This window comes from Achromobacter pestifer, from assembly GCF_902859625.1.
In the GTDB taxonomy this organism is placed as follows: Bacteria; Pseudomonadota; Gammaproteobacteria; order Burkholderiales; family Burkholderiaceae_B; genus Achromobacter; species Achromobacter pestifer.
Window position 1 is genome coordinate 806,917 of the sequence record NZ_CADIJX010000002.1, and the last position, 23,828, is coordinate 830,744.

General features: G+C 65.1%; 24 protein-coding genes. 14 read left to right on the top strand and 10 right to left on the bottom strand.

Annotated elements, in window-relative coordinates; genetic code table 11:
- Nucleotides 1-9 precede the first annotated feature (9 nt).
- The 4 genes from ehuC to HV753_RS10465 all read left to right on the top strand — a co-directional run bounded on the left by ehuC (nucleotide 10) and on the right by HV753_RS10465 (nucleotide 3,307).
- Nucleotides 10-663 carry an ectoine/hydroxyectoine ABC transporter permease subunit EhuC gene (ehuC, locus tag HV753_RS10450; RefSeq protein WP_175174373.1) on the top strand — a complete coding sequence of 218 codons (654 nt, stop codon included), beginning with the start codon at nucleotides 10-12 and terminating at the stop codon, nucleotides 661-663.
- Nucleotides 660-1,331, top strand: a complete 672-nt coding sequence (gene ehuD, locus HV753_RS10455; RefSeq protein ID WP_175174374.1) for an ectoine/hydroxyectoine ABC transporter permease subunit EhuD — start codon at nucleotides 660-662, stop codon at nucleotides 1,329-1,331. Before ehuC ends, ehuD begins: the two co-directional genes overlap by 4 nt.
- Nucleotides 1,328-2,098 (top strand): ectoine/hydroxyectoine ABC transporter ATP-binding protein EhuA, encoded by a 771-nt coding sequence (ehuA, locus tag HV753_RS10460; protein WP_175174375.1) that lies wholly within the window; start codon nucleotides 1,328-1,330, stop codon nucleotides 2,096-2,098. The genes ehuD and ehuA overlap by 4 nt, the downstream gene beginning before the upstream one ends.
- Before the next feature lie 96 nt (nucleotides 2,099-2,194).
- A complete protein-coding gene (locus HV753_RS10465; RefSeq protein ID WP_175174376.1) occupies nucleotides 2,195-3,307 on the top strand; it encodes an NADH:flavin oxidoreductase/NADH oxidase in 1,113 nt (370 codons plus the stop codon).
- Nucleotides 3,308-3,464: 157 nt separating this feature from the next.
- On the opposite strand, the gene HV753_RS10470 is transcribed toward HV753_RS10465, so the two are convergent.
- The 3 genes from HV753_RS10470 to HV753_RS10480 form a co-directional block, all read right to left on the bottom strand.
- Nucleotides 3,465-4,115 carry a dUTPase gene (locus tag HV753_RS10470; RefSeq protein WP_217481464.1) on the bottom strand — a complete coding sequence of 217 codons (651 nt, stop codon included), beginning with the start codon at nucleotides 4,113-4,115 and terminating at the stop codon, nucleotides 3,465-3,467.
- Between the two features lie 98 nt (nucleotides 4,116-4,213).
- Nucleotides 4,214-4,747, bottom strand: a complete 534-nt coding sequence (locus tag HV753_RS10475) for a hypothetical protein (protein ID WP_175174377.1) — start codon at nucleotides 4,745-4,747, stop codon at nucleotides 4,214-4,216.
- 15 nt (nucleotides 4,748-4,762) lie between these two features.
- On the bottom strand, nucleotides 4,763-5,401 hold the full coding sequence (locus tag HV753_RS10480; protein ID WP_175174378.1) for a DedA family protein: 639 nt from the start codon (nucleotides 5,399-5,401) through the stop codon (nucleotides 4,763-4,765).
- Between the two features lie 106 nt (nucleotides 5,402-5,507).
- Between HV753_RS10480 and HV753_RS10485 the strand changes: the two genes are divergently transcribed.
- Nucleotides 5,508-6,548 carry a metal-dependent hydrolase gene (locus HV753_RS10485; RefSeq protein ID WP_175174379.1) on the top strand — a complete coding sequence of 347 codons (1,041 nt, stop codon included), beginning with the start codon at nucleotides 5,508-5,510 and terminating at the stop codon, nucleotides 6,546-6,548.
- 17 nt (nucleotides 6,549-6,565) lie between these two features.
- Here the strand turns inward: HV753_RS10485 and HV753_RS10490 are convergent, their stop codons facing one another.
- Nucleotides 6,566-7,213 (bottom strand): CerR family C-terminal domain-containing protein, encoded by a 648-nt coding sequence (locus tag HV753_RS10490; protein WP_246288221.1) that lies wholly within the window; start codon nucleotides 7,211-7,213, stop codon nucleotides 6,566-6,568.
- A 20-nt stretch (nucleotides 7,214-7,233) separates the two neighbouring features.
- Nucleotides 7,234-8,490 carry a M24 family metallopeptidase gene (locus HV753_RS10495; protein WP_175174380.1) on the bottom strand — a complete coding sequence of 419 codons (1,257 nt, stop codon included), beginning with the start codon at nucleotides 8,488-8,490 and terminating at the stop codon, nucleotides 7,234-7,236.
- Nucleotides 8,491-8,648: 158 nt separating this feature from the next.
- Between HV753_RS10495 and HV753_RS10500 the strand changes: the two genes are divergently transcribed.
- The 7 genes from HV753_RS10500 to HV753_RS10530 all read left to right on the top strand — a co-directional run bounded on the left by HV753_RS10500 (nucleotide 8,649) and on the right by HV753_RS10530 (nucleotide 14,226).
- Nucleotides 8,649-9,416 carry an IclR family transcriptional regulator gene (locus HV753_RS10500; protein ID WP_175174381.1) on the top strand — a complete coding sequence of 256 codons (768 nt, stop codon included), beginning with the start codon at nucleotides 8,649-8,651 and terminating at the stop codon, nucleotides 9,414-9,416.
- A 66-nt stretch (nucleotides 9,417-9,482) separates the two neighbouring features.
- Complete coding sequence (gene pepE / locus HV753_RS10505; protein WP_175174382.1) at nucleotides 9,483-10,187, top strand: dipeptidase PepE; 705 nt, start codon at nucleotides 9,483-9,485, stop codon at nucleotides 10,185-10,187.
- Nucleotides 10,184-11,113 carry a DUF1177 domain-containing protein gene (locus HV753_RS10510; protein WP_175174383.1) on the top strand — a complete coding sequence of 310 codons (930 nt, stop codon included), beginning with the start codon at nucleotides 10,184-10,186 and terminating at the stop codon, nucleotides 11,111-11,113. The genes pepE and HV753_RS10510 overlap by 4 nt, the downstream gene beginning before the upstream one ends.
- Nucleotides 11,110-11,799 carry an AroM family protein gene (locus HV753_RS10515; protein WP_175174384.1) on the top strand — a complete coding sequence of 230 codons (690 nt, stop codon included), beginning with the start codon at nucleotides 11,110-11,112 and terminating at the stop codon, nucleotides 11,797-11,799. Before HV753_RS10510 ends, HV753_RS10515 begins: the two co-directional genes overlap by 4 nt.
- Before the next feature lie 115 nt (nucleotides 11,800-11,914).
- On the top strand, nucleotides 11,915-12,904 hold the full coding sequence (locus tag HV753_RS10520) for a Bug family tripartite tricarboxylate transporter substrate binding protein (protein ID WP_175174385.1): 990 nt from the start codon (nucleotides 11,915-11,917) through the stop codon (nucleotides 12,902-12,904).
- A 135-nt stretch (nucleotides 12,905-13,039) separates the two neighbouring features.
- Nucleotides 13,040-13,336 (top strand): double zinc ribbon domain-containing protein, encoded by a 297-nt coding sequence (locus HV753_RS31385; protein ID WP_175174386.1) that lies wholly within the window; start codon nucleotides 13,040-13,042, stop codon nucleotides 13,334-13,336.
- Nucleotides 13,333-14,226 (top strand): cation diffusion facilitator family transporter, encoded by an 894-nt coding sequence (locus HV753_RS10530; protein WP_175174387.1) that lies wholly within the window; start codon nucleotides 13,333-13,335, stop codon nucleotides 14,224-14,226. The genes HV753_RS31385 and HV753_RS10530 overlap by 4 nt, the downstream gene beginning before the upstream one ends.
- A 97-nt stretch (nucleotides 14,227-14,323) precedes the next feature.
- On the opposite strand, the gene coaBC is transcribed toward HV753_RS10530, so the two are convergent.
- The 4 genes from coaBC to HV753_RS10550 form a co-directional block, all read right to left on the bottom strand.
- Nucleotides 14,324-15,523, bottom strand: a complete 1,200-nt coding sequence (gene coaBC / locus HV753_RS10535; RefSeq protein ID WP_175174388.1) for a bifunctional phosphopantothenoylcysteine decarboxylase/phosphopantothenate--cysteine ligase CoaBC — start codon at nucleotides 15,521-15,523, stop codon at nucleotides 14,324-14,326.
- Nucleotides 15,524-15,688: 165 nt separating this feature from the next.
- Nucleotides 15,689-16,222, bottom strand: a complete 534-nt coding sequence (lspA, locus tag HV753_RS10540) for a signal peptidase II (protein WP_175174389.1) — start codon at nucleotides 16,220-16,222, stop codon at nucleotides 15,689-15,691.
- Nucleotides 16,223-16,224: 2 nt separating this feature from the next.
- Entirely contained in the window at nucleotides 16,225-19,086 is a 2,862-nt protein-coding gene (gene ileS / locus HV753_RS10545) for an isoleucine--tRNA ligase (RefSeq protein WP_175174390.1), read from the bottom strand.
- Nucleotides 19,076-20,041: a bifunctional riboflavin kinase/FAD synthetase gene (locus tag HV753_RS10550; RefSeq protein WP_175174391.1), complete on the bottom strand. Its 966-nt coding sequence runs from the start codon at nucleotides 20,039-20,041 to the stop codon at nucleotides 19,076-19,078. Before HV753_RS10550 ends, ileS begins: the two co-directional genes overlap by 11 nt.
- A 167-nt stretch (nucleotides 20,042-20,208) precedes the next feature.
- On the opposite strand from HV753_RS10550, the gene purN reads away from it, so the two are divergent.
- A complete protein-coding gene (purN, locus tag HV753_RS10555) occupies nucleotides 20,209-20,874 on the top strand; it encodes a phosphoribosylglycinamide formyltransferase (RefSeq protein WP_175174392.1) in 666 nt (221 codons plus the stop codon).
- Between the two features lie 1,070 nt (nucleotides 20,875-21,944).
- Nucleotides 21,945-23,402, top strand: coding sequence for an RsmB/NOP family class I SAM-dependent RNA methyltransferase (locus tag HV753_RS10560; protein ID WP_175174663.1), 1,458 nt, complete (start codon nucleotides 21,945-21,947; stop codon nucleotides 23,400-23,402).
- 22 nt (nucleotides 23,403-23,424) lie between these two features.
- Here HV753_RS10560 and HV753_RS10565 read toward each other — a convergent pair whose 3' ends face one another.
- Nucleotides 23,425-23,820, bottom strand: coding sequence for a hypothetical protein (locus HV753_RS10565; RefSeq protein ID WP_175174393.1), 396 nt, complete (start codon nucleotides 23,818-23,820; stop codon nucleotides 23,425-23,427).
- Between the last annotated feature and the right edge of the window lie 8 nt (nucleotides 23,821-23,828).

Below are 23,828 nucleotides of genomic sequence, written 5' to 3' on the forward strand. Positions count from 1 at the left end.
GGGGCGCCGATGCAGCTGATTTCAGAGCACATCGCGGAGCTGGTGCCGCCCCTGCTTGAGGGCTTGGCCGTCACGCTTCAAATCATGGCGGGGGCCGTCGTGCTGGCGGTGCCGCTGGCGCTGGCCTCGGGCATCGGGCGCTTGTCGCCCCTGCGGCCCGTGCGCTGGCTGGCATCGGTCTATGTCGAGGTCTTCCGAGGCACGTCAGCGCTGGTGCAGTTGTTCTGGTTCTATTTCGTGCTGCCGCTTTTCGGCGTCCAACTGCCGGCCATGCTGGTGGGGATCGTGGTGCTGGCGCTGAATGCCGGCGCCTACGGAGCCGAAGTGGTGCGCGGCGCAATCCGTGCCGTGCCGCCCGGCCAACGCGAAGCGGGCGTGGCGTTGAACCTGACCCGCGGGCAGATCCTGCGTCGCATCGTGGTGCCGCAGGCGGTGCCCGCGATGTTGCCGCCAGCCGGCAACCTGTTGATTGAATTGATGAAGAACACGGCGCTGGTGTCGTTGATCACCATCACCGACCTGACGTTCCGAGGGCAGCTGCTGCGCAGCGAAACCCTGCGCACCACCGAGATCTTCACCCTGATGCTGCTGATGTACTTTGCCGTGGCCTTGTTGATCACGGCGGGCGTGCGCCTGCTTGAGCGGAGGGTCCGCGTCCGATGACACCGATATTCGATTGGTCTTTCGCGCTGGAAATTCTGCCCACGCTGGGTTCCGCCTTGGTCATCACCATTCAGGCGACGGTACTGGGCATGCTGGTGGCGGTCACGTTGGGGTTGGCGCTGGCGATGCTGCGCCGGTCGCGGCTGCGCATCGTGTCACTGCCTACCGCGTTCTTGATCGAGTTCGTGCGTAGTACGCCGTTGCTGGTGCAGATGTATTTCCTGTTCTACGTGCTGCCGCTGACGGGGGCGCAGATGTCGCCGCTCACCACCGGCATCGTGGCGCTGGGGCTGCACTACGCCACGTACTGCGCCGAGGTCTACCGCGCAGGCATCGAGGCGGTGCCACGCGGGCAATGGGAAGCGGCTTGCGCGCTGAACATGTCGCGTTGGCGCACCGCCGTCGCGGTGGTGCTGCCGCAGGCGATCCCGCCCGTGGTGCCGGCCCTGGGCAACTATCTGGTGGCGATGTTCAAGGACACGCCGCTGTTGTCGGCCATCACCGTGGTGGAACTGCTTCAACAAAGCAAGATGATCGGATCCGCCACGTTCCGCTACACCGAACCCCTGACGCTCGTGGGCGTGCTGTTCCTGGCCTTGAGCCTGGTGGCGGCGTGGGGCGTGCGTGGCCTGGAGGCCCGGCTGCAACGATATGGAGGAAAGCGATGAGCGCCAGCTTGACCATCAAGAATCTGCACAAGCAATACGGAGAGCTGGAGGTGTTGCGCGGCATCAATCTGGAAATTCCGGCCGGCCAGACGGTGGCGGTGATCGGCCCGTCGGGCTCGGGCAAGTCCACCTTGCTGCGCGTGCTGATGACGTTGGACCAGCCCACCAGCGGTGACATCGAAATCGATGGGCAGTCGATGTGGAAGGATGAGCAAGGTCGGCCCGTGGGCTCCAACTCTGAACACCTGCGCCGCGTGCGCGGCAAGATCGGCATGGTGTTCCAGCATTTCAACCTGTTCCCGCACATGACGGCGCTGGGCAATGCGATGGAAGCGCCCGTGCATGTGTTGGGCATGTCGAAAGGCCAGGCTCGTGAGCGTGCCGTGGAATACCTGGACATGGTGGGCCTGGGCGACAAGCTGGACGTTTACCCCGCGCAATTGTCCGGCGGCCAGAAGCAGCGCGTGGGGATCGCCCGCGCACTGGCCATGTGCCCCGACATCATGCTGTTTGACGAAGTGACGTCCGCGTTGGACCCGGAGCTGGTGGGGGGCATCTTGCAGATCCTGCGGGATCTGTCCGCGCGCCGGAGCATGACGATGATCATCGTCACCCATCAGATGAAGTTCGCCGAACGTAGTTCAGACCGCACGCTGTTCTTCGATGAAGGCAATATCGTCGAAGACGCCGAGTCCCCTGTGTTGTTCGGCGAACCCAAGGAGGCGCGCACGCGCCAGTTCCTGGATTCCGTCATCGAAGGTCAATAGCACGCGGGATTTAACCCTGACGGGGGCGTTGGGATTGGCCTGGATGCCAGGCGGCGGGCGCTATGCTGTCGCCTCCAATGCCCCGGAGTCCCCAGCATGAGTCATCTGTTCAGTCCCACGACGGTCGGTAACGTCCCCTTGGCCAATCGCATCATCATCGCGCCCATGTGCGAATACTCGGCCGAAGCGGGCTGTGCCACCGATTGGCACATGATTCATCTGGGTCATCTGGCGTTGTCGGGCGCGGCGCTGCTGTTCGTCGAAGCCACGGCCGTCGAACCCGATGGCCGCATCACTCCGGGAGACCTGGGCCTGTGGTCGGACGACACTGAGGCCGCCTTGGGTCGCGTGGTGGCGGCCGTGCGCCGCTATTCCCCCATCAAGCTGGGCATCCAATTGGGGCACGCGGGCCGCAAGGCATCCAGCGATGCGCCCTGGAACGGCGGCCAGCTGGTGCCGGAAAGCGCCGGTGGCTGGCAAGGCTGGGCGCCATCGGCGATTGCCCACAACGCGGTTGAACCGCCGCCGCACGCCCTGGATGAGGCCGGCCTGGCACGGGTGCGCGACGCATTCGTGGCCAGCGCCCGCCGCGCCATCCGCCTGGGCTTCGATGCCATCGAACTGCACGCCGCCCACGGATATCTGCTGCACCAGTTCCTGTCGCCCTTGTCGAATCAGCGCCAGGACGCTTATGGCGGTTCGCTGGAAAACCGCATGCGGTTTCCGCTGGAAGTCTTCCAGGCGCTGCGCGAAGTCACGCCGTCCAACGTGGCGTTGGGCGTGCGCGTGTCGGCCACGGATTGGGTGGAAGGCGGCTGGGATCTTGAGCAGACCCTGGTGTTCGCGCAGCAATTGAAGGAGCGCGGCTGCGAATTCATCGACGTGTCCAGCGGCGGCGTGTCGTCGCAGCAGAAGATCCCGGTCGGCCCGAATTACCAGGTGCCGTTTGCGCAAGAGATCAAGCGTCGTGTCGGGATGCCCACCATCACCGTCGGCTTGATCACCGAGGCGCAGCAGGCCGAAGACATCCTGGCGCAAGGGCAGGCCGACATGGTGGCGCTGGCGCGCGGCATGCTCTACGACCCGCGCTGGCCGTGGCACGCGGCGGCTCAATTGGGCGGCCAGGTCGTCGCGCCGCATCAGTACTGGCGTTCGCAACCGCGCGAGCAGAAAAACCTGTTCGGCGAAACGCGCTTCGGCCAGCGTTGACCCACCGCGGGATCCAGAAACGTAGGATGGGTGTAGCGCGCGACAATCACCAAAGGAACGCAGACCCCCAACGCGCGAAACCCATCACCCCGCCGCGAGTGCACAAAAAAACGCCGCTTGGATCAAGCGGCGCTTTTCATTCCAGCCCAGGCGCGGCCTACAGGCGCGAATAGGCCTGTTCCAGTTCGCGGTGCATCGCATCGGCAAAGTCCGCGCTGGCCGGATCCAGCTGCGACAGCAGTCGGGCCAGCACCACATTGTCTTCTTCGCCGTTCCAGATCTTGATGTAGGTGCCTTCCTTGTAGCCATGTTGCTGGCGGAAGATGTTCAGCACGTTCTTCGACACATACTGCGTGTAGGCGTCGTTCCAGCTCATCTCGCACGCGGTCATGGTCTGTTCCAGCACCTTGTAGCTGGCGCGGCCGCAGACGGCCAGGCCGCCGATCAGTTCCAGCAGCTCCGGCACCGGCAGGGTGTCCAGCGCATAGGTCTTGCCGTCCAGCACGACCGAGGCGGGCGTGGCCAGGTCAGCCACCAGCGCGCTGGCGGCGCCATCCAGCTGGCCACGGGATTCGACGATGGTGTGGGACAGGTAGAAGTGCAGGATGTCCACCAGCTCCATCTGTACCTGGGGCAGGTCGATGGTCTGCTTCTTCCACCACTTCCAGCCGTAATGTTCCAGGGCTTCGGCGGACTCGACGAAGGCGGCGCGCAGGAAGCGGGCTCCGCCGTTGACCCAGTCGGGATTGATCATGCTGTTCAAGTGGTCCTGCAACTTCAGCATCGTGGCCGCTTGGGCCTGGTTCAATCCGACAACGTTATTCACTTTCACTCCGTGGTTCCATAGGTCTGGTCAATTGCGGCGGAAATGTTAGCACTTCGCTTCCTGGCCGGTAGGCCTTGCCGCTAGTCGCCATCCTTGCGATGGGACGACGTTTTCAGGGGGGGCAGATTTCCCAGTGGCGTCTTGCGGGGATTGCGCGCGGCGCCGGCCGCCTTGATCAGCATGAACGCAAAAAACCCCAGGAAGACGGCGGGCACCAGATCATCAAGATTGAACTGCGGACTGCGGAACGCTCGGAATCCGATGTTCACGGCGGCCCAACCGGCCAGAATGCCGACAATCGTCAGCACGGCGCCAATCTTGCGCTGGCGCGCACGCCGGGCCAGAGACGCGGCGCCTTCATCCGCTTGGGCGGGCGTGGTGGAGCCAGGCGCGCGGGTGTCAGGTTGTGGCCGCAACGGCGGCGTGGCCGTTTTGCCCCAGGGGGCGGTGGATAGCGAATCGGAAGCCGGCGCAGGCACCCTCGCCGGGGCGGTAGTTTGCCGTGCAGCATCGCGCTTGGCGCTGACCCGGCCGGGCGTGGCGCCGCCCGCGTTCGTCAGGTTTTCGACGTAGCGCGCGAAATCGCCATTTTTTGGCTCTGAATCTATCGCCATGACTCCCTCATCGGTTCAATTGCCGCGCCGTACGCGCGCCGGCTGACGGCGCTTGCGGACCATGGCCAGCAGAAGTCCGCATCCTAGCAGTACAGAGAGGCCTGCGCCGATCATCATGGCAATCTGTTGCGCGTTTTCCGCAGTGCCCAGGCTGCGTGCAGTGATATAGCCGGGCGCCAGCATCAGCGGCATCCACAACAGGGCGGACAGCACGTTGGCCAGTTGGAAGCGGCTTTGCGCCATGCCCATCACGCCCGCCACGGTCGGAATGGTGGACCGGATCGGGCCCAGGAAGCGGCCGATCAGTACCGAGGCGAACCCATAGCGGTAGAAGAACAGCCGGGCGCGCGCCACTCCGGTGCGTTGCTGCTTGAGCGGCCAGCGGCGCAACACGCCCGGGCCCGCCCAGCGTCCCAGCCAGTAGGACAGGGCGTCACCCACGATGGCGCCCGCGATGCCCCAGATGATCACGTTCCAGGGGTCCAGCGTGCCTGCGCCGATCAGGCCGCCAGTCAGTAGCATCAAGGCGGTGGCGGGGATGAACAGACCCAGCAACACCATGGATTCGCCCAGGGTCAGCAGGAACGTGATTGGGCCCGCCCACATCTGGTTGGCCTCGATGAATAGGCCGATTTTGTCTATGTATTGGTCCATGGGGCGAAATCTGAAAATTAGCTGAAAGCAATCGAGTATCTTAACGCCTGCCTGAGTGGCTAAATGTTAACTAGGCTATCTGAATGATGCGACGTATCGAGGATTTATGGATTCGGTGACACAAGCCGTGCTGGGCGCAGGGATACAAGGCGTGCTGCTGGGACGCTTCCAGGGACGCCGGGCGCTTATTTACGGCGCCGCGCTGGCCACGGTGCCAGACCTGGACGTGCTGATGCGCTATCCGGACCCGGTTTCCCTGATGACCTATCACCGGGGGTTTTCCCATTCGGTGTTCGTGCTGACCGGTTTGGCGCTGTTGCTGACCTGGTTGATACGCAAATACTGGCCACAGGCCCCCTATGGCGGGCGAAGGTTGTTCCTGACCTTATGGCTGGTGCTGGTGACGCACCCGGTGCTGGACGCCTTCACGGTCTATGGCACGCAGCTCTTCTGGCCCTTGACGACCATTCCTGAAAGCTGGTCGGCCATTTTCATCATTGATCCGGTCTACACCGTGCCGTTGTTGGCGGGCGTGCTGTTCGCCATCGTGGTTGGCATGACGGATCGCGCGCGCCGCCTGCTGGCCGCCGCGCTGGTCTTCAGCACGGCGTATCTGGGCTTTGGCTTGGCCAGCCGCATGGTCGCGGAAGACCGCGTGCACGACGCCATGCGGAAGCAGGGCATCGCGGTCACGGAATTGCGGGCCGTATCGATGCCGTTCAACACCCTGGTTTGGCGCGTGATCGCCAAGACGGCGGATGGGAACTACTACGAATCGGTCAGCAGCCTGTTTGACAGCGGGCCGCCGGAGTGGCTGCGCCAGCCGTTGAACCTGGACCTGGGCCGCGCGCTGGCGGAGGTCCCGCTGCACGAGCGCCTGCGCTGGTTCACGGATGACTGGCTGCGCTACGACGCAATCGGCGACGCGCTGGTCGTGAGCGATCTGCGCATGGGCATGGCGGGCCACTACAGCTTCCGCTTCAAGATGGCTGAACGCGCGGCGGACGGTAGCTGGAAGCCGGTCACGCCGTCGGTCTGGCCCAGCGAGCGTGGCGGCTGGCCCGAACTGAAGTTGGTGCTGGCTCGCATCCTGCATGCGGAGCCGCCGTTGCCGTTGGCGGAATGGTCGGTGCTGTCGACGCAATGACCGGCTGCCTGCGCGGGTCAGGCGCAGGCAGCGATGGCCATGTCGCCGATCATGTCGGCAATATCCGCGATGTCCTGCTGCGATAAGGCCGGTACGCCGAGCCGGCGCAGCAGCGCTTCGCGCGCGACGGCAAATGCAAGCGCCTGGCCCAGGATCGCGTGGGCGCGAAGCACCTGCTCCCGGCGACCGCGCTCCTCGCTGCGCGCCTGGGCCACCAGGTCCGCGATGGTCTCGTGCAGGGGCAGGAACAGCCGCGTATACAGCGCGTCGAACTTTCCCGTGGGCCGGATCTGTTCGCGCGCCAGCAGCAGGCTGCCCGCCGCCGATGCCTCGGAGTCCAGCAGGGTGCAGGTGAAGTCCCGCATGACTGATTTGAGGGCCGCACGCGCGGCTTGCGGAGATGCCGCCGCCGCGCGCGGCAGGTCCAGGCGTTCGACGATGCTTGCGGCCACGTGTTCCAGCACAGCGGCATACACGCCTTCCTTGCCACCGAAGTGGTAGGGGATGGCGGACTGGTTCACGCCAGCTTCCTCCACCAGTTGCCGCGTGCGCACGCCGTCGATTCCCAAGCGGCTGAATAGCGCCAGCCCGGCACGGATCAGCCGGTCGCGGGTGTCGCGGCTGCGGGCATTGAGCGTGTCTGGGTCGTGCATCGAAGTCATCATGTCCTGGCGGTCTCGCCTTGCTAGGTATCAGCGCGCATCAGCCACGTGGAGTTTTCGTTCAACTCGATGCCGGCGGTTGGGCCGACAAGCACGGTGCCGCCGATGTTCGCCATGTGGCGGCCAAAGGCGCAATTCGGTTCAAAGGCAAAGCACATGCCCTCCTGCAAAGGCAGTTCCCGCCCAACGGTGGGGAGGCGCTTGATGTCAGGATAACGGGCGGCTTCGGGCAGTGATTCTATGCCAGGTGCGGTGCCGAATCCCACCGGGCCGTAGGGATTCAGGCTGTGGATCAGGGGATGGACGTGCCAGCCGCCGGCCGCCAGCAGCGGCTCCTCCATGGCATCGACGACATCGCCGAAGGTGCTGCCGACACGCAGTGACTGCACGCCCGCCTCGTAGCTGGCGCGGGCAACGTCCGCCGCGCGCAGGATATCGGGATGCACCTCGCCGATCGCCACGGCGGCCTGATGCTGCGTCTCCATCATGCCGTACAGGGCGAAGATCTCCGACAACACCAGGTCGCCCTCGCGCAATATCCGGGGCGCCTGGGCACGGTACTGCCATGCCGCCGGCCCCCATCCTATGTACTCCGGCCCGGACCCTAGCAGGATTTCAGCCGTGTAGCCGCCCATCGAAAAGCACGTTGCCGTGACCGCCGCCACCAAGTCCGCTTCCGACACGCCCGGCTTGGCGGTTGCCCGCAAGGTCTCGCTCATGGCTTCGCCGATATGCGCGGCGTAGCGCAGCAAGGCAATTTCCTCGTCGCTCTTGATGGACGCGCGCTGGAAAAATGGCCGGAATACCGGGATGAACGCCGCGTCCGGCATGGCCTGGGCCAAATCCTGAAGGGTCCGCGCGGGCATCGCCCCATCGAAATAGAAGGGCGGGTAAGGCTCCAGCCCGATCACGCCGATTCGGGTTCCGTTCATGCCGCGGCTTGCCAGCCAAGCGCCAACGTCACGTCCAGTCTTGCCGATGAACAACTGTTCGGGCGTGATCCATTGCAGGTCGCCGCGTAGCGCCGCTTGCATGTGGTCCGCCACCATCAACGACGCAAACGTGTACACCCGCGGCGTTTCGTCACCGACGAAGACCACCATCGACCCGGGCCGGTCATTGGTGAAATAGCAGTCCTGCGCAAAGCCGGCCGGCGCTGCGGCCTCCCGGTCGCCATACACGATCAAGGCTTCCAGGCGCTCGGCGGCCATGAGCTCGCGGGCAAGCTGCCAGCGGCGGTCGCGTTCAAGCAGGGACAAGGAAGAAGGGGGCATGGGCATGGCTCGGTCCTGAAGTGGAAGGAATGGGCCGCAAATATAATTCATTCAAATGAATGAATCAATATTGGCCAGGGGTGTGCCCGTATTGACCATGCCTTGTGCTGTGGATTATTCTTGTTCGATATTAAGGAACTTAAGTTCCGTTTTATGGAACAAGAATGAGCATTCTAGATGGCGTTCAACGTGTCCTCGCGCTGTATGCGGAAGGCGCGGCGGACCTGAGCTTTACCGAAGTCGCCGCGCGCCTGGCGATGCCCAAAAGCACGGCGTCACGCCTCTTGAATCAGATGCAGCATTACGGCATGCTGGATCAGGATGCGGCCACGCGGCGCTATCGCACGGGCGCCTTGCTGGCTCAGGCGGTACGTGCCGGCATGGCCGCCACGCCGCTGGACGAATGTTGCCGCGCCGTGCTGGCCCGCTTGTCGGACGACAGCGGCTTGACGGCCTATCTATCCACGCTGAATCAACGTGAAACGGTGGTGCTGCAACGGCTGAATGGTTCGCATCCGGTGCAAGTGCTGTCGCCGCCCGGATCGCGCCGCAATGCCTCGGGCACGGCGATGGGCCGAGCCCTGCTGTCGCGCCTGAGCGATGTCGAATTCCAAACCTTGTATGGCACCGACCCCGCCCAACCCTTGCCGATGGAAGGCCGTGATTGCCCCGCCACCGTGGGGGATCTGGTCCGCCTGGTGGAACAGACGCGCGCCGACCATTGCGGCGTCGCCATCGATCAGGCCATGCCCGGCATCGGCGCCGTGGCGGCCGCGGTACGTGACCCGGCCACCGGTGAATTGCGTGGCCTGTGCCTGTCATTCGTCTCGTTCCAGGCCGACGCGGCCCGGGTCGCGCGCTTGCGCGATTCGGTCTTGCAGCAGGTGGCGGCGCTGGGCCGTGAGTTGAACGATCCCTATTGGCTAGGCTGAACCTCTTCCTTTTTCGATGCGTCCGCGCGGGCGCGATCCAGAACATCCCTTGACGGAATCTTTCCCATGAACCTCTTGCTACTCAGCAATTCCAGCAGCGACGCCGGTTATCTGGTCCACGCCATGCCGGACATCCGTGAACTGATCGACACCCTGCCGCAAGGCGCGGCCGCCGTGTTCGTGCCGTACGCTGGCGTCACCCGTGACTGGGACGACTACACCGCCCTGGTGGTGTCCGCGCTGGCGGACACCGGCCTGGCCATCCAGGGCCTGCATCGCGCCGAGGACCCCGTGGCGGCGCTGGAAAGCGCCCAAGTCATCATCGTCGGCGGCGGCAACACGTTCAATCTGCTGGGCCAGTTGCGCCGCCAGGGCTTGCTGGACGTTGTGGCTCGCCGCGTGCGCGAAGGCGCCGCCTACCTGGGCTGGAGCGCCGGTTCCAACCTGACTTGCCCCAGCATCTGCACCACCAACGACATGCCCATCGTCGATCCGGAAGGGTTTGATGCCTTGGGTCTGCTGTCGTTCCAGATCAACCCGCACTACACCAATGCCCATCCGCCCGGACATCGCGGTGAAACGCGCGCCCAGCGCCTGACCGAGTTCTGCACGCTGAACCCGGACATGCCCGTGCTGGGCCTGCCCGAAGGGGCCGCGTTGCGCGTGCGGGGCGATAAGGTCGCGCTGGTTGGCCCGCATGATGCTCCGCTGTTCCTGGGGCACGACGAGCCGCGCGTGTTCCGCCCTGGCCCGCTGGAGATCCCGGCATGAAGCAGGTGATCGATACCATCGAACTGCTGTCGTCCGCGCACATCACGGGCGAAGCGGTGGCGCAGGTGCTGCGTCAGGCCGGCCAATGCGATGTGGAAGTGACCCGCCTTGAACGCGACGGCGCGGCGACGGAGTTCCTGTCCATCGTCATCCCCGGCGCGGACGACTCGGCGCCGCAATTGGGCATCGTCGGCCGCCTGGGCGGCATCGGCGCACGCCCCGCGGTCACGGGCCTGGTGTCCGACAGCGACGGTGCGGTGGTGGCCATTGCGACGGCGCTCAAGCTGATGGCGATGGCACGGCAAGGCGACGTCCTGCCCGGCACGGTGCGCATCCGCACGCACATCTGCCCGCGCGCGGGCACGCGCCCGCACCATCCGGTGCCGATGATGCGTTCGCCGTTCCCCATGCGCGAAATGATGTCGCATGAAGTGGACCCGCGCATGGACGCGATCCTGTCCGTCGATACCACGCGCGGCAATCGCCTGGTCAACAAGCGCGGCGTGGCGCTGACGCCGGTCGCCAAGCAAGGCTATCTGCTGCGCATTCCGGAAACCATGCTGGACGTGATGGGGTGGGTCAGCGGCGAATTGCCCGTGACCCTGCCGCTGACCACGCAAGACATCACGCCTTATGAAAATGGCTTGTGGCACGTGAATTCGCTGATGCAGCCGGCCATCGTCACCGATGCGCCGGTCGTGGGCGTGGCGTTGACCGCGCAGACCACCGTGCCGGGTTGCGCAACGGGTGTCACCAACGCCGTGGATGCCGACGTCGCGATGCGCTTCTGCATCGAAATCGCCAAGCTGTACGGCCAGCGCACAATGACTTTCTTCGATGAGGCGGAGTGGCACGCGCTGCAAAGCCGCTATGGGTCGATGGCGCATCTGCAAACCGTGGGCCGCGATACCGGCGGCACGGCATGAGCGCGCCGCAATCGCGCCGCGTGGCCTTCTTCACGATCGGCCAGTCGCCGCGCAGCGATGTCGTGCCCGAGATGTCGCGCCTGCTGGGCGAACAGGTCCGCATCGACGAGTTCGGCGCATTGGACGGCCTGGACGAGGCGGCGCTTGCCGCCCTGGCGCCGCGCGCGGGTGAATACCGCTTCGCCACGCGCTTGCGTGATGGCGCGCAGATCGAATTGGATGCCGCTGCCGCCGAGGCGCGGCTGGCCGAGGTCATGCGACAGGCGGACGGGGCAGGGTATGACGTGTTGGTGCCGCTATGCACCGGCACGGCCATTGCGCCGATGCGCACGCTGGTCGTTGAACCCCAGCAAGTCGTTGACCACCTGGTTGCCGGTCTGTCGCAGCACTGCCGCAAGGTGGGTTTGATCGTGCCCTTGGCCGAGCAGGTCGATTTCTTTCACATGGCTGTGCCCTTGTCGTGCGAGACCCAGGTCGAGCACGCCTCGCCGTATGAAGCCGACGCCGATCAAGCCGCGCGCAACTTTGCGCAAGCCGGGCAGGCGTTGGCTTCGTGCGACCTGATCGTCATGCATTGCATGGGCTACGCCGACCGCATGCGCCAGGCCGTCGCGCAAGCGTCTGGCCGGCCGGTGCTGCTGTCCAACCGCCTGGTCGCCCAGGCGTTGGCGCAGCTATTGGAATAACGCCGCCGAAGCTGTCCGATGCCACGCTGCGGGCCGTCTGTTCGCAGCGTGGCCGAACGAGCGGCGAGGGGAGACGAAGCGTTCTTCGTCAATTCATTGTTGGGAGTGTCTTTTCATGTTCAGCCGTACTTTGCATCGCGCCGCAGGCGCTCTGTTCACCGTCACCGCCCTGACGGCCACGCCCGCGCTCGCCGCCGATGCGTGGAAACCCACCAAGCCCGTGCGGCTGCTGGTGGGCTTCGCGCCCGGCGGCTCGGCCGATACGCTGGCTCGTTTGCTGGCCGAACCGCTGTCCCAGCGGCTGGGCCAGACCGTCGTCGTTGAAAACCTGGCAGGCGCGGGTGGCAACATCATGGCGTACCGCCTGTCGCAGTCACCGGCCGACGGCTACACCATCGGCATCGCCGCGGCCGGCTCCATGGCCATCACCCATGTTCTGAATCCCAAGGGCACGAACTACAAGCCCTCGGACTTCACGCCCATCACGCTGGCTGCCGTGCAGCCCAACGTCGTCATCGTGAACAAGGACGTACCGGCCAATAACCTGGCCGAGCTCAAGGAATACTTCCAGAAGACGCCGACGGCTACCTATGGCACCGCTGGCGTGGGCATTTCCAACCACCTGATCGCCGAGACGATGCTGTACAAGATGGGCGTGAAGGTGCCGCATGCCGCCTACCGTGGCGCGGCGCCGGTCATCACCGACCTGTTGGGCGGCCACATCGCGATGACGATGGACAACATCTCGACGGCGGCGCCGTTGGCCTCCCAAGGCAAGGTCAAAGCCATTGCCGTGGCATCAATCAAGCGTTCGCCGCAATTGCCCAACGTGCCGACGCTGGACGAACAGGGCTTGAAGGGCTTTGACATGCCAACGTGGCAGGGCGTGTTCGCGCCCGCAGGGTTGCCGGCCGACGTGCTGGCGGCCTATTACGCCGCGCTGCAAGACGTGCTCAAGCAGCCGTCCGTCATTGAAAAGATGGCAGGCCTGGGGTCTGAACCGGTCACTGGCATGACGCCGGAAAAGACCAACCAGTTCCTGGAAAATGACCGCAAGCAATGGGCCGATATCGTGAAGGCCGCGAATATCAGCCTGGAGCAGTAAGACAGGTTGCCGACAAGCCCTCCCGTAAAACGGAGGGTTTTTTCATGCCGCAAGATACCGCGCTTGACTCTGAAGCTACTTCAGGCTTTTTCATGAGGCCTGGCAATACGCCGGAACGGCGATTCGGAGTCTGGAATGGGCATATTGAAGCATCTGCTGGGTGGACAGGCCAGCCGCCATGGGGGCGGGCATGGCCATGATGGGCATCGAGGCGGCACTTACGGGAATCCGCAGCAAGGCGCGCCCTTGCAGGCCACAGGCGTTGCCTGCAACCGTTGCGGCGCAGCGCAGGCGGCGGGCGGTCGATATTGTTCGCAATGCGGCGCCTCGCTTGCGGCGGCCGCATGTCCTCAGTGCCGAGCCCCCATCGTTGCGGGAACGAGCTTTTGCGCACAGTGCGGCGCGGCTGTCGCGCGTGCGGTTCAGCCATGAGCGACAGCCATCAGCACGGTGACGTGCGCGTCTTGCCCGAATCCCGTCTCTGGATCGCCTTTGCCCTGACCGGCACCTTCATGCTGGTGGAGATCGCCGGCGGAATGATCACAGGCAGCCTGGCATTGATTTCAGATGCCATGCACATGCTGACCGACGCCATGGCGCTGCTGCTGGCGCTGGTGGCGATACGTGCGGGCCGCAAGGCGGCGGACCTGATGCGCACCTACGGATACGCCCGCTTCGAGATTCTGGCGGCGGCGGTCAACGCGCTGGTGCTGCTGGGCGTCGCGTTCTACATTCTGTACGAGGCCTACCAGCGCTTGTCGGCGCCGCAGGATATCCAGTCGCTGGGGATGCTGGCCGTCGCCGTGGTCGGGTTGGTCGTCAATCTGATTTCGATGCGCATGCTGGCAAGCGCCAAGGACGAGAGCCTGAACGTGAAGGGCGCCTACCTGGAGGTATGGGCCGACATGCTGGGGTCGATCGGGGTGATCGTCGGCGCCGTGCTCATCTGGTTCACAGGCTGGCGCTGGGTGGATTCGGCGCTAGCGGTGGGCATCGGTTTCATGGTGTTCCCGCGCACCTGGACGCTGCTGCGCGAATGCGTGAACATCCTGCTCGAAGGCGTGCCGCCAGGCATGAGCTTGCAGGCCGTGCGCGACGCCATCGCCGGCACGGCCGGCGTGGCCTCCATCCACGACCTACACCTGTGGGCGGTGACGCAGAGCAACCCGATGCTGACAGGCCACGTGGTGTTGGCGGCCGGGTCGGACGCCGAACAGGTGCGTCGCGCCATCGAAACCCGGTTGCAGGCGGATTTCGACCTGCACCACACGACCCTACAGATGGAGCGCGATGACCGCTCTGAAAAGGAACACATACATTGAGCGGGGCGGGGGGGCTTGGCGAGCTCCCGAGCAAAGAAAAACCCCTGTCCGGAAACAGGGGTTCATCCACGGTCAAGTTACACCGCGAGGCCTGGCTTCAGAGGCCGGGCACCCTTGCCGCGATCTCCGCGATCAGGCGCCGTGCCGCATCCAGCTTGTCGGCAGCGGGCAGGGGATGGGCGCCTTGCTCATCGAACAGCACCAGTTCAGTGGTGTCCGCGTCCATGACCTTGTGCGCCAGGTTGCCCACCAATAGCGGAATGCCCTTGCGCGCGCGCTTGGCTTCAGCATGTTCGGCAAGTTTTTCGGTTTCGGCCGCAAAGCCCACACACCATGGGCCGTTTTCCAGCTTGGCCACTTCAGCCAGGATGTCCGGATTCGGCTCGAACTCCATCAACGGCGCTCCGCCGCCTTCACTGGTTTTCTTCAGTTTTTGAGCGCTGACGTTCTTCACGCGCCAATCTGCCACGGCAGCGACCGCGATGAAAATGTCCGCATCGGCGGCGCTGGCCATCACGGCATCGTGCATCTGGCGCGCGGTGGTGACCGACAGCGCGGTGACGCCGCGCGGAATCGGCAGGAAAGTGGCGCCGGTAATCAGCGTGACACGGGCGCCGGCTTCGCGGGCGGCGCGCGCCAGCGCGTAGCCGGTCTTGCCCGACGACCGGTTGCTCAGCACGCGCACGGGGTCCACCGGCTCGGACGTAGGGCCCGCGGTCAACAACACGTGGCGGCCGGCCAGCAGCTTGGGTTGGAAGAAGGCGATCAGGTCGGTCAGCAGTTCATGCGATTCCAGCATGCGGCCGTCACCGGTCTCACCGCACGCCTGTTCGCCGGCAGACGGACCCAGCACGCTGATGCCGTCAGCGCGCAAGGTTTCCACATTGCGTTGCGTGGCCGGGTTGGCCCACATCTCGCGGTTCATGGCGGGCGCCACCAGAAGCGGACAGGCGCGCGCCAGGCACAGCGTCGACAGCAGGTCGTCGGCCATGCCGTGCGCCAGCTTCGCCATGAAGTCGGCACTGGCCGGGGCGATCAGCACGGCATCCGCGCCGCGCGTCAGGTCGATGTGCGCCATGTTGTTGGGCACACGGGCATCCCAGGCATCCACGAATACCGGCCGGCCCGACAGGGCCTGCATGGTCACGGGGGTGATGAAGTGCGTGGCCGCTTCGGTCATCACCACGTCAACGGTGGCGCCTTGTTCGGTCATGCGCCGTACCAGCTCGGCGATTTTGTAGCAGGCGATGCCCCCGGTCAGACCGAGGACGATGCGTTTGCGGGCGAGATCGAGCATGAGGGCTGGGCGGCGGGTTCAGCGCCGTGTAAACGAGGAATGGAGAATGATTTTATTCCGCATTGCGGCATTGCGCCGTTCGCGATGCATTCAGGGGGGATCAAATGAGGCAAAAGCCTTGGGGGGCAAGGTGGGCGCCGGGGCGTGATGCCCCGGCGGCGGCCGTCAGGCTTGCGGCTTTTTGCGGGCACGCAGAAGCTCGTCCAGCACCAGCAGCACGGCTCCGCAGCTGATGCCCACATCCGCCAGGTTGAAGGCGGGGAAGTACGAGTTGTTCCAGTAGAACAACAGAAAGTCCACCACGTGGCCATACACCACACGGTCAATGACGTTGCCGATGGCGCCGCCCAGGATCAGCGTCAGCGCCAGGCAGAAGCGCGGCTGTCCATGCGTGCGGCGAAGGATGATCGTGATGACCACCGCCGCCACGATGCCCAGTCCGGTGAACAGCCAGCGTTGCCAGCCTTCCTCGGACGCCAGGAAGCTGAACGCGGCTCCGCGGTTGTACATCAGCGTGAAATCGAACACCGGCAACACGTTGACCCGTTCGCCATACTGGAACGAGGTGTTGAAGTACACCTTGGTCAGTTGGTCCAGCACGATGATCAACAACGCCAAGGCCAGCCAGCCGCCCACGCGCGCCGGTGCGGCGCGGGTGGGGGCAGCGCCCGTCACTCCCGTATCGGAGGGGCGGGCCATGTTCAAGCCTTGTCGCGGGCTTCGCCCGAGCCGAACAGGTTGGACACGCAACGGCCGCAGATCTCGGGGTGATCCGCGTCCTGGCCCACGTCCAGGCGCCAGTGCCAGCAGCGTTCGCACTTCTTGTGCGTCGACGGCGTGACTTCAATGCGGGTCTCGCCTTCGCCCGCATGCACGGTGGCACGCGACACGATCAGCACAAAGCGCAGATCGTCGCCCAGGCTGGCCAGCAGTTGCTGGTCTGCGCCATTGGCGTACAGATCGACTTCGGCTTGCAGCGACGAACCGATGGCGCCTGCCGTGCGAACTTCCTCCAGCTTGCGCTGGACTTCAGCCCGGATGGCGCGCAGGCGCGTCCACTTGGCCGACAGCGCATCGGCGTCGGCAAACGGCGGCAGCGCGTGGTAGACCTCGGTGAAGATCGTCGTGCGGGCGGCGTCGGCCTGATGCTTCAGGGCAGAGCCCACCAGTTCCTTCCACGCTTCTTCGGCCGTGAACGACAGGATCGGCGCCATCAACTTCAGCAGCGTCTGCGTGATGTCCAGCAGCGCCGTCTGCGCCGAGCGGCGTGCCACGCTGCCAGGAGCCGACGTGTACAGGCGGTCTTTCAGGATGTCCAGGTAGAACGCGCCCAGGTCTTCCGAGCAGAACGTCTGCAAGCGCGAGACAGCCGGGTGGAAGTCGTAGCGTTCGTAGTTGGCCTGCACCTCGGACTGCATCTGCGCCGTCATGGCCAGCGCGTAGCGGTCGATCTCGAAGAGTTCGCCGTAAGGCACCGATTGCGACACCGCGTCGAAGTCCGCCACATTGGCCAGCAGGAAGCGCAGCGTATTGCGGATGCGGCGATAGCCTTCCACGACGCGCTTCAGGATCTCGTCCGAAATGGACAGTTCGCCCGAGTAATCGGTGGAAGCCACCCACAAGCGCAGGATTTCCGCGCCCAGGGAGTCCGACACCTTTTGCGGGGCAATCACGTTGCCCACGGACTTGCTCATCTTGCGGCCCTGGCCGTCCACCACGAAGCCGTGCGTCAGCAATGCCTTGTAGGGCGGCTGGCCATACAGCATGCAACCGGTCAGCAGCGAAGAGTGGAACCAGCCGCGATGCTGGTCCGAGCCTTCCAGGTACAGGTCGGCGGGCCAGGCGAGCTCGGCGCCGTGCGAGCCGGCGAATTCGCCGTCCTTGCCGCCCAGCACCGTGGCGTGCGTGCTGCCCGAATCGAACCACACGTCCAGCGTGTCGCGGTTCTTTTCGTATTGGTCGGCCTCATCACCCAGCAGATCGCGGGGTTCAATCGCCTGCCAGGCTTCGATGCCGCCTTGCTCGACGCGCAGCGCCACTTGCTCCAGCAATTCGGACGTGCGCGGATGCAGCTCGCCCGTTTCCTTGTGGATGAAGAAGGCCATCGGCACGCCCCATTGGCGCTGGCGCGACAACGTCCAGTCCGGACGGTTGGCGATCATGGCGTGCAGGCGGGCGCGGCCCCAGGCCGGGTAGAAGGCCGTGGCATCGATGCCGGCCAAGGCCGATTCGCGCAGGGTCGGGCCGCCGTCCTTCGGGGCCACGTCCATGCCGGCGAACCATTGGCTGGTGGCGCGGTAGATGATCGGCGTCTTGTGGCGCCAGCAATGCATGTAGCTGTGCTTGTGCTTTTCGACGTGCATCAGCGCGCCGGCTTCCGTCAGCGCCTCGACGATCTTGGGGTTGGCGTCCCAGATGGACAGGCCGCCAAACAGCGCCAGGCTGTCCACGTACTTGCCGTCGCCCATGACCGGGCTGATGAAATCGGTGTCTTTCATGCCGTGCTCTTTGCACGACACGAAGTCTTCGATGCCATAGGCGGGGGCCGAGTGCACCACGCCCGTGCCGGAATCGGCCGTGACATAGTCGCCCAGGTACACCGGGGCGCGGCGGTCGTAGGCGGCGTTGAATTGGGCCAGCGGATGGCGGAATTCAATGCCGGACAGGGCTTCACCGGGAGCGGTGGCGATGATGTCGCCTTCCAGGTGCCAGGCCTTCAGGCAGTCTTCAACGCGGTCCTTGGCGATCAGCAGCAGCGGGCCGAACTTGGGCGCCGGCGACACGCGCACCAGCGCGTATTCGATTTCCGGATGCAGGTTCAGCGCCTGGTTGGACGGGATGGTCCAGGGCGTGGTCGTCCAGATGACGATGGCGCCGTCGTCCACCGAATCCAGGCCAAAGGCGCGTGCCAGCTTCGCGTGTTCGGCAAACGGGAAGGCCACGTCCACGGCCGGATCCACGCGGTCGGCGTACTCGACTTCGGCTTCGGCCAGGGCCGAACCACAGTCAAAACACCAGTTCACGGGCTTCAGGCCGCGGAATACATAACCCTTGTCCAGGATGCGGCCCAGCGCGCGAATTTCGTCGGCTTCATTGCTGAAGTTCATCGTCATGTACGGACGATCCCAGCCGCCCAACACGCCCAGGCGCTTGAAGTCCTTGCGCTGGCGGTCGATCTGCTCCAGCGCGTAGGCGCGAGCCTTCGATTGCACTTCCGCCACGGGCAGGTGCTTGCCGTACTTCTTTTCGATCTGAATCTCGATCGGCATGCCGTGACAGTCCCAGCCCGGCACGTAATGCGCGTCATAGCCGGCCATGTTGCGGCTCTTGACGATGATGTCCTTCAGGATCTTGTTGACCGCGTGGCCGATGTGAATGTCGCCGTTCGCGTAAGGCGGGCCGTCGTGCAGCACGAAACGCGGCCGGCCGCGGCTGGCTGCACGGATCGCCTGGTAGACGTGGTTTTCCTCCCATTGCGAAATCCAGGCGGGCTCGCGCTTGGCAAGGTCGCCCCGCATGGGGAAGGGGGTATCGGGCAGGTTGAGGGTCTTTTTATAGTCCATGAACGGCAAAATAGGCGCGCGCGTTTCGCGCGTCTTCGGCGATGGCGGCAGTCAGGGAAGGGAGGTCAGGAAATTTTTCTTCGTCCCGCAGCTTGTGCAGGAATTCGACTCGTACGAGTTTACCGTAAGCGTCGACGGTATCGTCCAGCAGGTGTGACTCAAGCAGCACGCGGCCACGGTCTTCGACCGTCGGGCGCACGCCCAGGCTGGCCACGGCGGGCAGGGGGCGGTCGGCCAGGCCGTAGACCTGGACGACGTAAATGCCCGAACGGGCGGCACAACGCTCGGCCACGCGCAGGTTCATCGTCGGGAAACCCAGGGTGCGGCCCAGCTTCTGGCCGTGGATCACGTGGCCGCTGATGTGGTACGGATGACCCAGCAAGTGACGGGCGCGCTCCAGGTCACCCACGGCCAACGCCGTGCGAACCTCGGAACTGGAAATCCGGTGGCCTTGCTGATCGGTCACGTCCGCCAGCGTCTGCACCTCGAAGCCATGGCGCATGCCGGCTTCGCGCAGCAGGTCGATGTCGCCACTGCGCTTGTGGCCAAAACGGAAGTCCTCGCCCACCAGCAGCCATTTGGTCCGCAGCCCCTGCACCAGCAGGTTTTCGATGAAGGCGTTGGCCGACATTTCCGCCAGCCGGGCATTGAAGCGTTCCACCACGACCTGGGACACGCCGTAGCGCGCCAGCGCCGCCAGTTTGTCGCGCAGCCCGGAAATCCGGGTGGGTGCCAATTCCGGGCGCTGGTTCGAGGTGGCGAAATACTCTCGCGGATGTGGCTCGAAGGTCATGACGGCGGGCTCCAAGCCGCGCTCACGGGCGACTTGGCAGACGCGCGCCAGCATGGCCTGGTGTCCGCGATGGACGCCGTCAAAATTGCCGATCGTCAGCGCGCAAGGAGCGCGCCGGTCGGGCGGAGGCAGGGATCGGTAGATACGCAGCGATGGTTTCACGAGCGAGAGTTTACAATTTTGGATTCCGGGTTTGTTCTAATCCCCCCAATCATTCGTTTGCCAGCGGTCATTCCGGGGCAAACCATGGTGGCGGACAAGCCCTTTGCGCCAAGCAACACGCGCCCGTGCCAGGCGCGCGGGGGGCTAAATCTTTGGATTCTTCTATCTTGCCGGAAACACAACTATTCAAACGCCGCCTCGTCATCCTGATCTCTGGTCGGGGCAGCAACATGCAGGCATTGGCAGAAGCCTGCCGCAATGAGGCCTGGCCGGCCGACATTGCGGCCGTCATCGCCAGCCGGCCGGATGCCGGCGGCTTGGAATGGGCCGCCGCCCAAGGCATCCCCACGGCCGCGCTGTACCATAAGGACTACGCCAGCCGTGACGCCTTCGACGCCGCCCTGGCTGCGGAAATCGACCGTTACGCGCCTGATTACGTCATTCTTGCCGGCTTCATGCGCGTCCTGACTCCCGGCTTCGTCAATCACTATGCCGGCCGCCTGGTCAATATCCATCCGTCGCTGCTGCCGGCGTTTCCCGGGCTGCACACGCATGCCCAGGCGCTGGCGACTGGCGTGCGGGTCCACGGTTGCACGGTGCATTTCGTGACGCCGGTGCTGGACCATGGCCCCATCATCGCCCAGGGCTGTGTCCCGGTCCTGGCCGGCGATACGCCGGAACTGCTGGCTAATCGCGTGCTGGCAGTGGAACATCAGGCTTTTCCGGCCGCGGTGCGCTGGCTGGCTGAAGGCCGGGTTACGCTGACAAATGACCACCGGGTGGACGTGCAGGGTGACCCCGCGCGCTTGTTCACCTGGTCGCCGGCCGCCTGAGCGGCCCCGAATTGCACTGAATCGCTTTTACCGGGCGGAACTCCTCCGCCCCACTGGAACACACCATGACTAAACCCCAATCTCCGCGTTCTCGTCCGGCAGGCACCCCGAGGGCAGCCTCCGAAGGGCGCGACGGTCGGTCCTTTTTCTCGCGTCCCAAGGGCGACGCCCGCGAAACCCCGCAGCGTGAGCGCGGCGAGCGCGTACGCGACGAACGCCCCAGCCGCGATGGCGCCCGTCCGGCCCCGCGTCCGTCGTTCGACGCCCCGCGTGGCGACAACCGCGAGCGTGGCTCCTTCGGCGGCGATCGCCGCGAAGGCCAAGGCCGCCCGGGTCCGCGCCCGTCCTTTGACGCGCCGCGTGGCGAGAATCGTGGTGGCGGCCAACGTGGCGACAGCCGTGGCGGTGACCGTCCTTCCTATGGTTCGGAACGCCGTGAAGGCCAAGGCCGTCCGGATTCGCGTCCGTCCTACGGCAATGGCCCGCGTGGCGACAGCCGTGGCGGTGAGCGCGCTTCCTACGGTTCGGAACGCCGTGAAGGCCAAGGCCGTCCGGACTCGCGTCCGTCCTACGGCAATGGCCCGCGTGGCGACAGCCGTGGCGGTGACCGTCCTTCCTATGGTTCGGAACGTCGTGAGGGCCAAGGCCGTCCGGATTCGCGTCCGTCCTACGGCAATGGCCCGCGTGGCGACAGCCGTGGCGGTGACCGTCCTTCCTACGGCTCGGAACGCCGTGAGGGCCAAGGCCGCCCGGACTCACGTCCGTCCTACGGCAACGGCCCGCGCGGTGACAGCCGTGGCGGCGACCGTCCTTCCTATGGTTCGGAACGCCGTGAGGGCCAAGGCCGCCCGGATTCGCGTCCGTCCTACGGCAACGGCCCGCGCGGTGACAGCCGTGGCGGCGATCGTCCGTCCTACGGCTCGGAACGTCAAGAAGGCCAAGGCCGTCCGGATTCGCGCCCGTCCTATGACGGCCCGCGTGGCGAAGACCGCGGCAATCGCGAGCAAGCGCCGCAAAAGCCCCAATTCAACCGTCCGCGCCAATCCTATGCGGCCATCCGCATCGATCAGGTGCAGCGTGTCCTGGGCGAAATCCTGCAATGGACCTATCCGGCCGACTCCGCGCTGTCGCACTGGCTGCGCCATCACCCGAACCTGGGTGCGCGCGATCGCTCCGAAGTTGCCGAAGCCGTCTATGACGTGCTGCGCCATCTGCGCCGCTACCGCCAGTTTGGCGAAAGCGGCGTGGGTCCCGCGTCGCGCCGACTGGCCATCCTGGGTCTGAACGCGACGCTGGGCGCCGAGGCGCTGGAAGAAGGGCTGGACGCCGCTGAAGCGGAATGGCTCAAGCGCGTGTCGCAGATCGATCTGGCCACCTTGCCCCGCGCGGTGCGCGGCAGCATCCCTGACTGGCTGGACGAACGCCTCAGCCAGATGGACAGCCCGGAAACCCTGGTCGAAGCGCTGAACCGCCAGGCCAGCCTGGATTTGCGCGTCAATCCGCTGAAGGCCGAGCGCGACGCCATGCTGACCGAATTGCAACAAAGCGCGGGCCGCTACGAACCCGTGGCAATGCCGTTCTCGCCTTGGGGCATCCGCATGGAAGGCCGCCCGGCCATCAACCGTTGGCCGCAGTTTGAAAACGGCAGTATCGAAGTGCAGGACGAAGGCAGCCAGTTGCTGGCCTTGCTCGTGGCACCGCGCCGTGGCGAAATGGTCATCGATTTCTGCGCTGGCGCGGGTGGCAAGACCCTGTTGCTGGGCGCCTTGATGCGCTCCACCGGCCGCCTGTACGCATTTGACGTGTCGGCCGCCCGCCTGGCCCGCGCCAAGCCCCGCTTTGCGCGCAGCGGCCTGTCGAACGTTGTGCCTGTCGTGATCGACAGCGAGAACGATACCCGCGTGAAACGCTTGGCTGGCAAGGCGCAGCGCGTGCTGGTCGATGCGCCTTGCAGCGGCATCGGTACTCTGCGCCGCAACCCCGACCTGAAGTGGCGTCAGCACCCTGAGGCGCTGGCCGAACTCGGCCAACTACAGGAACGCATCCTGAACAGCGCCGCGCGTTGCGTGGCACCCGGTGGCCGCCTGGTGTATGCCACGTGCAGCCTGCTGGCCGAGGAAAACGAGGTGCAGGCCGAGCGTTTCCTGGCCAGCCACCCCGATTTTGAACGGGTGGACGCGGCTGAGATTCTGGCCGCGCGTTGTGAAACCCTGAAGCTGGAAGGCCCCTACGTGCAACTGCGCCCCGACGTGCACGGCACGGACGGGTTCTTTGCCGCAGTGTTTGAACGCAAAAAGAAGGGCGCGACAGAGGCTGCCGCTGATACGGGTGACACCGCCGACATGACGGATACCAACCTGGATCTGGATGCTGATGCATCGGCCGATAGCTCAGCCGATATCACTGCCGACATCGCGGCCGACGCCGAGGCGCCTGCCGATGATGAGGCCGAGGTGAAGCCCCTGGCCGACCCCGTGGCTGAATCGGCTCCCAAGGCCGAACCGGCCAAGGAAGACAAGCCGGCCTGAGCCCCGCCCGGATCACGCCGGCTCAGGGAGCCGGCGTGACGCCGACCGTTGCGCTGAAGCGACGGGTGCCCAGCGTCTTGTTCTGGTATTTCACTTCCCAGGCCAAGGTGTCGGAACCCGGCTTGTCCGCTTGGTAGATCACCTGCGACACGGCCACTGGCCGATAGGCGCAACGGCCGGAATCACTGGACTGGCCGCGTGTCTGCATGATGCTGGCCTTGCCCAGCGTGGGGTTCTGCGTGATCTGTACGCGCGGAGCCCTCAGCGCCAAGCAATCCGACCCGCGAATCTCGTAATAAGAGGCCAGCACGACGACGTCGCCCGACTTCATCGTCTGCGCCGCGGCGGGCACGGACAGCGCCATTCCCAGCGACGCCAGGGTTGAAAACAAATAGGGACGGATTTTTTTCGGCAACATCAGTTGGG

What these genes read in the sequence shown, in the direction of transcription:
- ehuC (WP_175174373.1), top strand. Translation starts at nt 10, where the DNA reads ATGCAGCTGATTTCAGAGCACATCGCGGAGCTGGTGCCGCCCCTGCTT.
- ehuD (WP_175174374.1), top strand. Translation starts at nt 660, where the DNA reads ATGACACCGATATTCGATTGGTCTTTCGCGCTGGAAATTCTGCCCACG.
- ehuA (WP_175174375.1), top strand. Translation starts at nt 1,328, where the DNA reads ATGAGCGCCAGCTTGACCATCAAGAATCTGCACAAGCAATACGGAGAG.
- HV753_RS10465 (WP_175174376.1), top strand. Translation starts at nt 2,195, where the DNA reads ATGAGTCATCTGTTCAGTCCCACGACGGTCGGTAACGTCCCCTTGGCC.
- HV753_RS10475 (WP_175174377.1), bottom strand. Translation starts at nt 4,747, where the DNA reads ATGGCGATAGATTCAGAGCCAAAAAATGGCGATTTCGCGCGCTACGTC.
- HV753_RS10480 (WP_175174378.1), bottom strand. Translation starts at nt 5,401, where the DNA reads ATGGACCAATACATAGACAAAATCGGCCTATTCATCGAGGCCAACCAG.
- HV753_RS10485 (WP_175174379.1), top strand. Translation starts at nt 5,508, where the DNA reads ATGGATTCGGTGACACAAGCCGTGCTGGGCGCAGGGATACAAGGCGTG.
- HV753_RS10490 (WP_246288221.1), bottom strand. Translation starts at nt 7,213, where the DNA reads ATGATGACTTCGATGCACGACCCAGACACGCTCAATGCCCGCAGCCGC.
- HV753_RS10495 (WP_175174380.1), bottom strand. Translation starts at nt 8,490, where the DNA reads ATGCCCATGCCCCCTTCTTCCTTGTCCCTGCTTGAACGCGACCGCCGC.
- HV753_RS10500 (WP_175174381.1), top strand. Translation starts at nt 8,649, where the DNA reads ATGAGCATTCTAGATGGCGTTCAACGTGTCCTCGCGCTGTATGCGGAA.
- pepE (WP_175174382.1), top strand. Translation starts at nt 9,483, where the DNA reads ATGAACCTCTTGCTACTCAGCAATTCCAGCAGCGACGCCGGTTATCTG.
- HV753_RS10510 (WP_175174383.1), top strand. Translation starts at nt 10,184, where the DNA reads ATGAAGCAGGTGATCGATACCATCGAACTGCTGTCGTCCGCGCACATC.
- HV753_RS10515 (WP_175174384.1), top strand. Translation starts at nt 11,110, where the DNA reads ATGAGCGCGCCGCAATCGCGCCGCGTGGCCTTCTTCACGATCGGCCAG.
- HV753_RS10520 (WP_175174385.1), top strand. Translation starts at nt 11,915, where the DNA reads ATGTTCAGCCGTACTTTGCATCGCGCCGCAGGCGCTCTGTTCACCGTC.
- HV753_RS31385 (WP_175174386.1), top strand. Translation starts at nt 13,040, where the DNA reads ATGGGCATATTGAAGCATCTGCTGGGTGGACAGGCCAGCCGCCATGGG.
- HV753_RS10530 (WP_175174387.1), top strand. Translation starts at nt 13,333, where the DNA reads ATGAGCGACAGCCATCAGCACGGTGACGTGCGCGTCTTGCCCGAATCC.
- coaBC (WP_175174388.1), bottom strand. Translation starts at nt 15,523, where the DNA reads ATGCTCGATCTCGCCCGCAAACGCATCGTCCTCGGTCTGACCGGGGGC.
- lspA (WP_175174389.1), bottom strand. Translation starts at nt 16,222, where the DNA reads ATGGCCCGCCCCTCCGATACGGGAGTGACGGGCGCTGCCCCCACCCGC.
- ileS (WP_175174390.1), bottom strand. Translation starts at nt 19,086, where the DNA reads ATGGACTATAAAAAGACCCTCAACCTGCCCGATACCCCCTTCCCCATG.
- HV753_RS10565 (WP_175174393.1), bottom strand. Translation starts at nt 23,820, where the DNA reads ATGTTGCCGAAAAAAATCCGTCCCTATTTGTTTTCAACCCTGGCGTCG.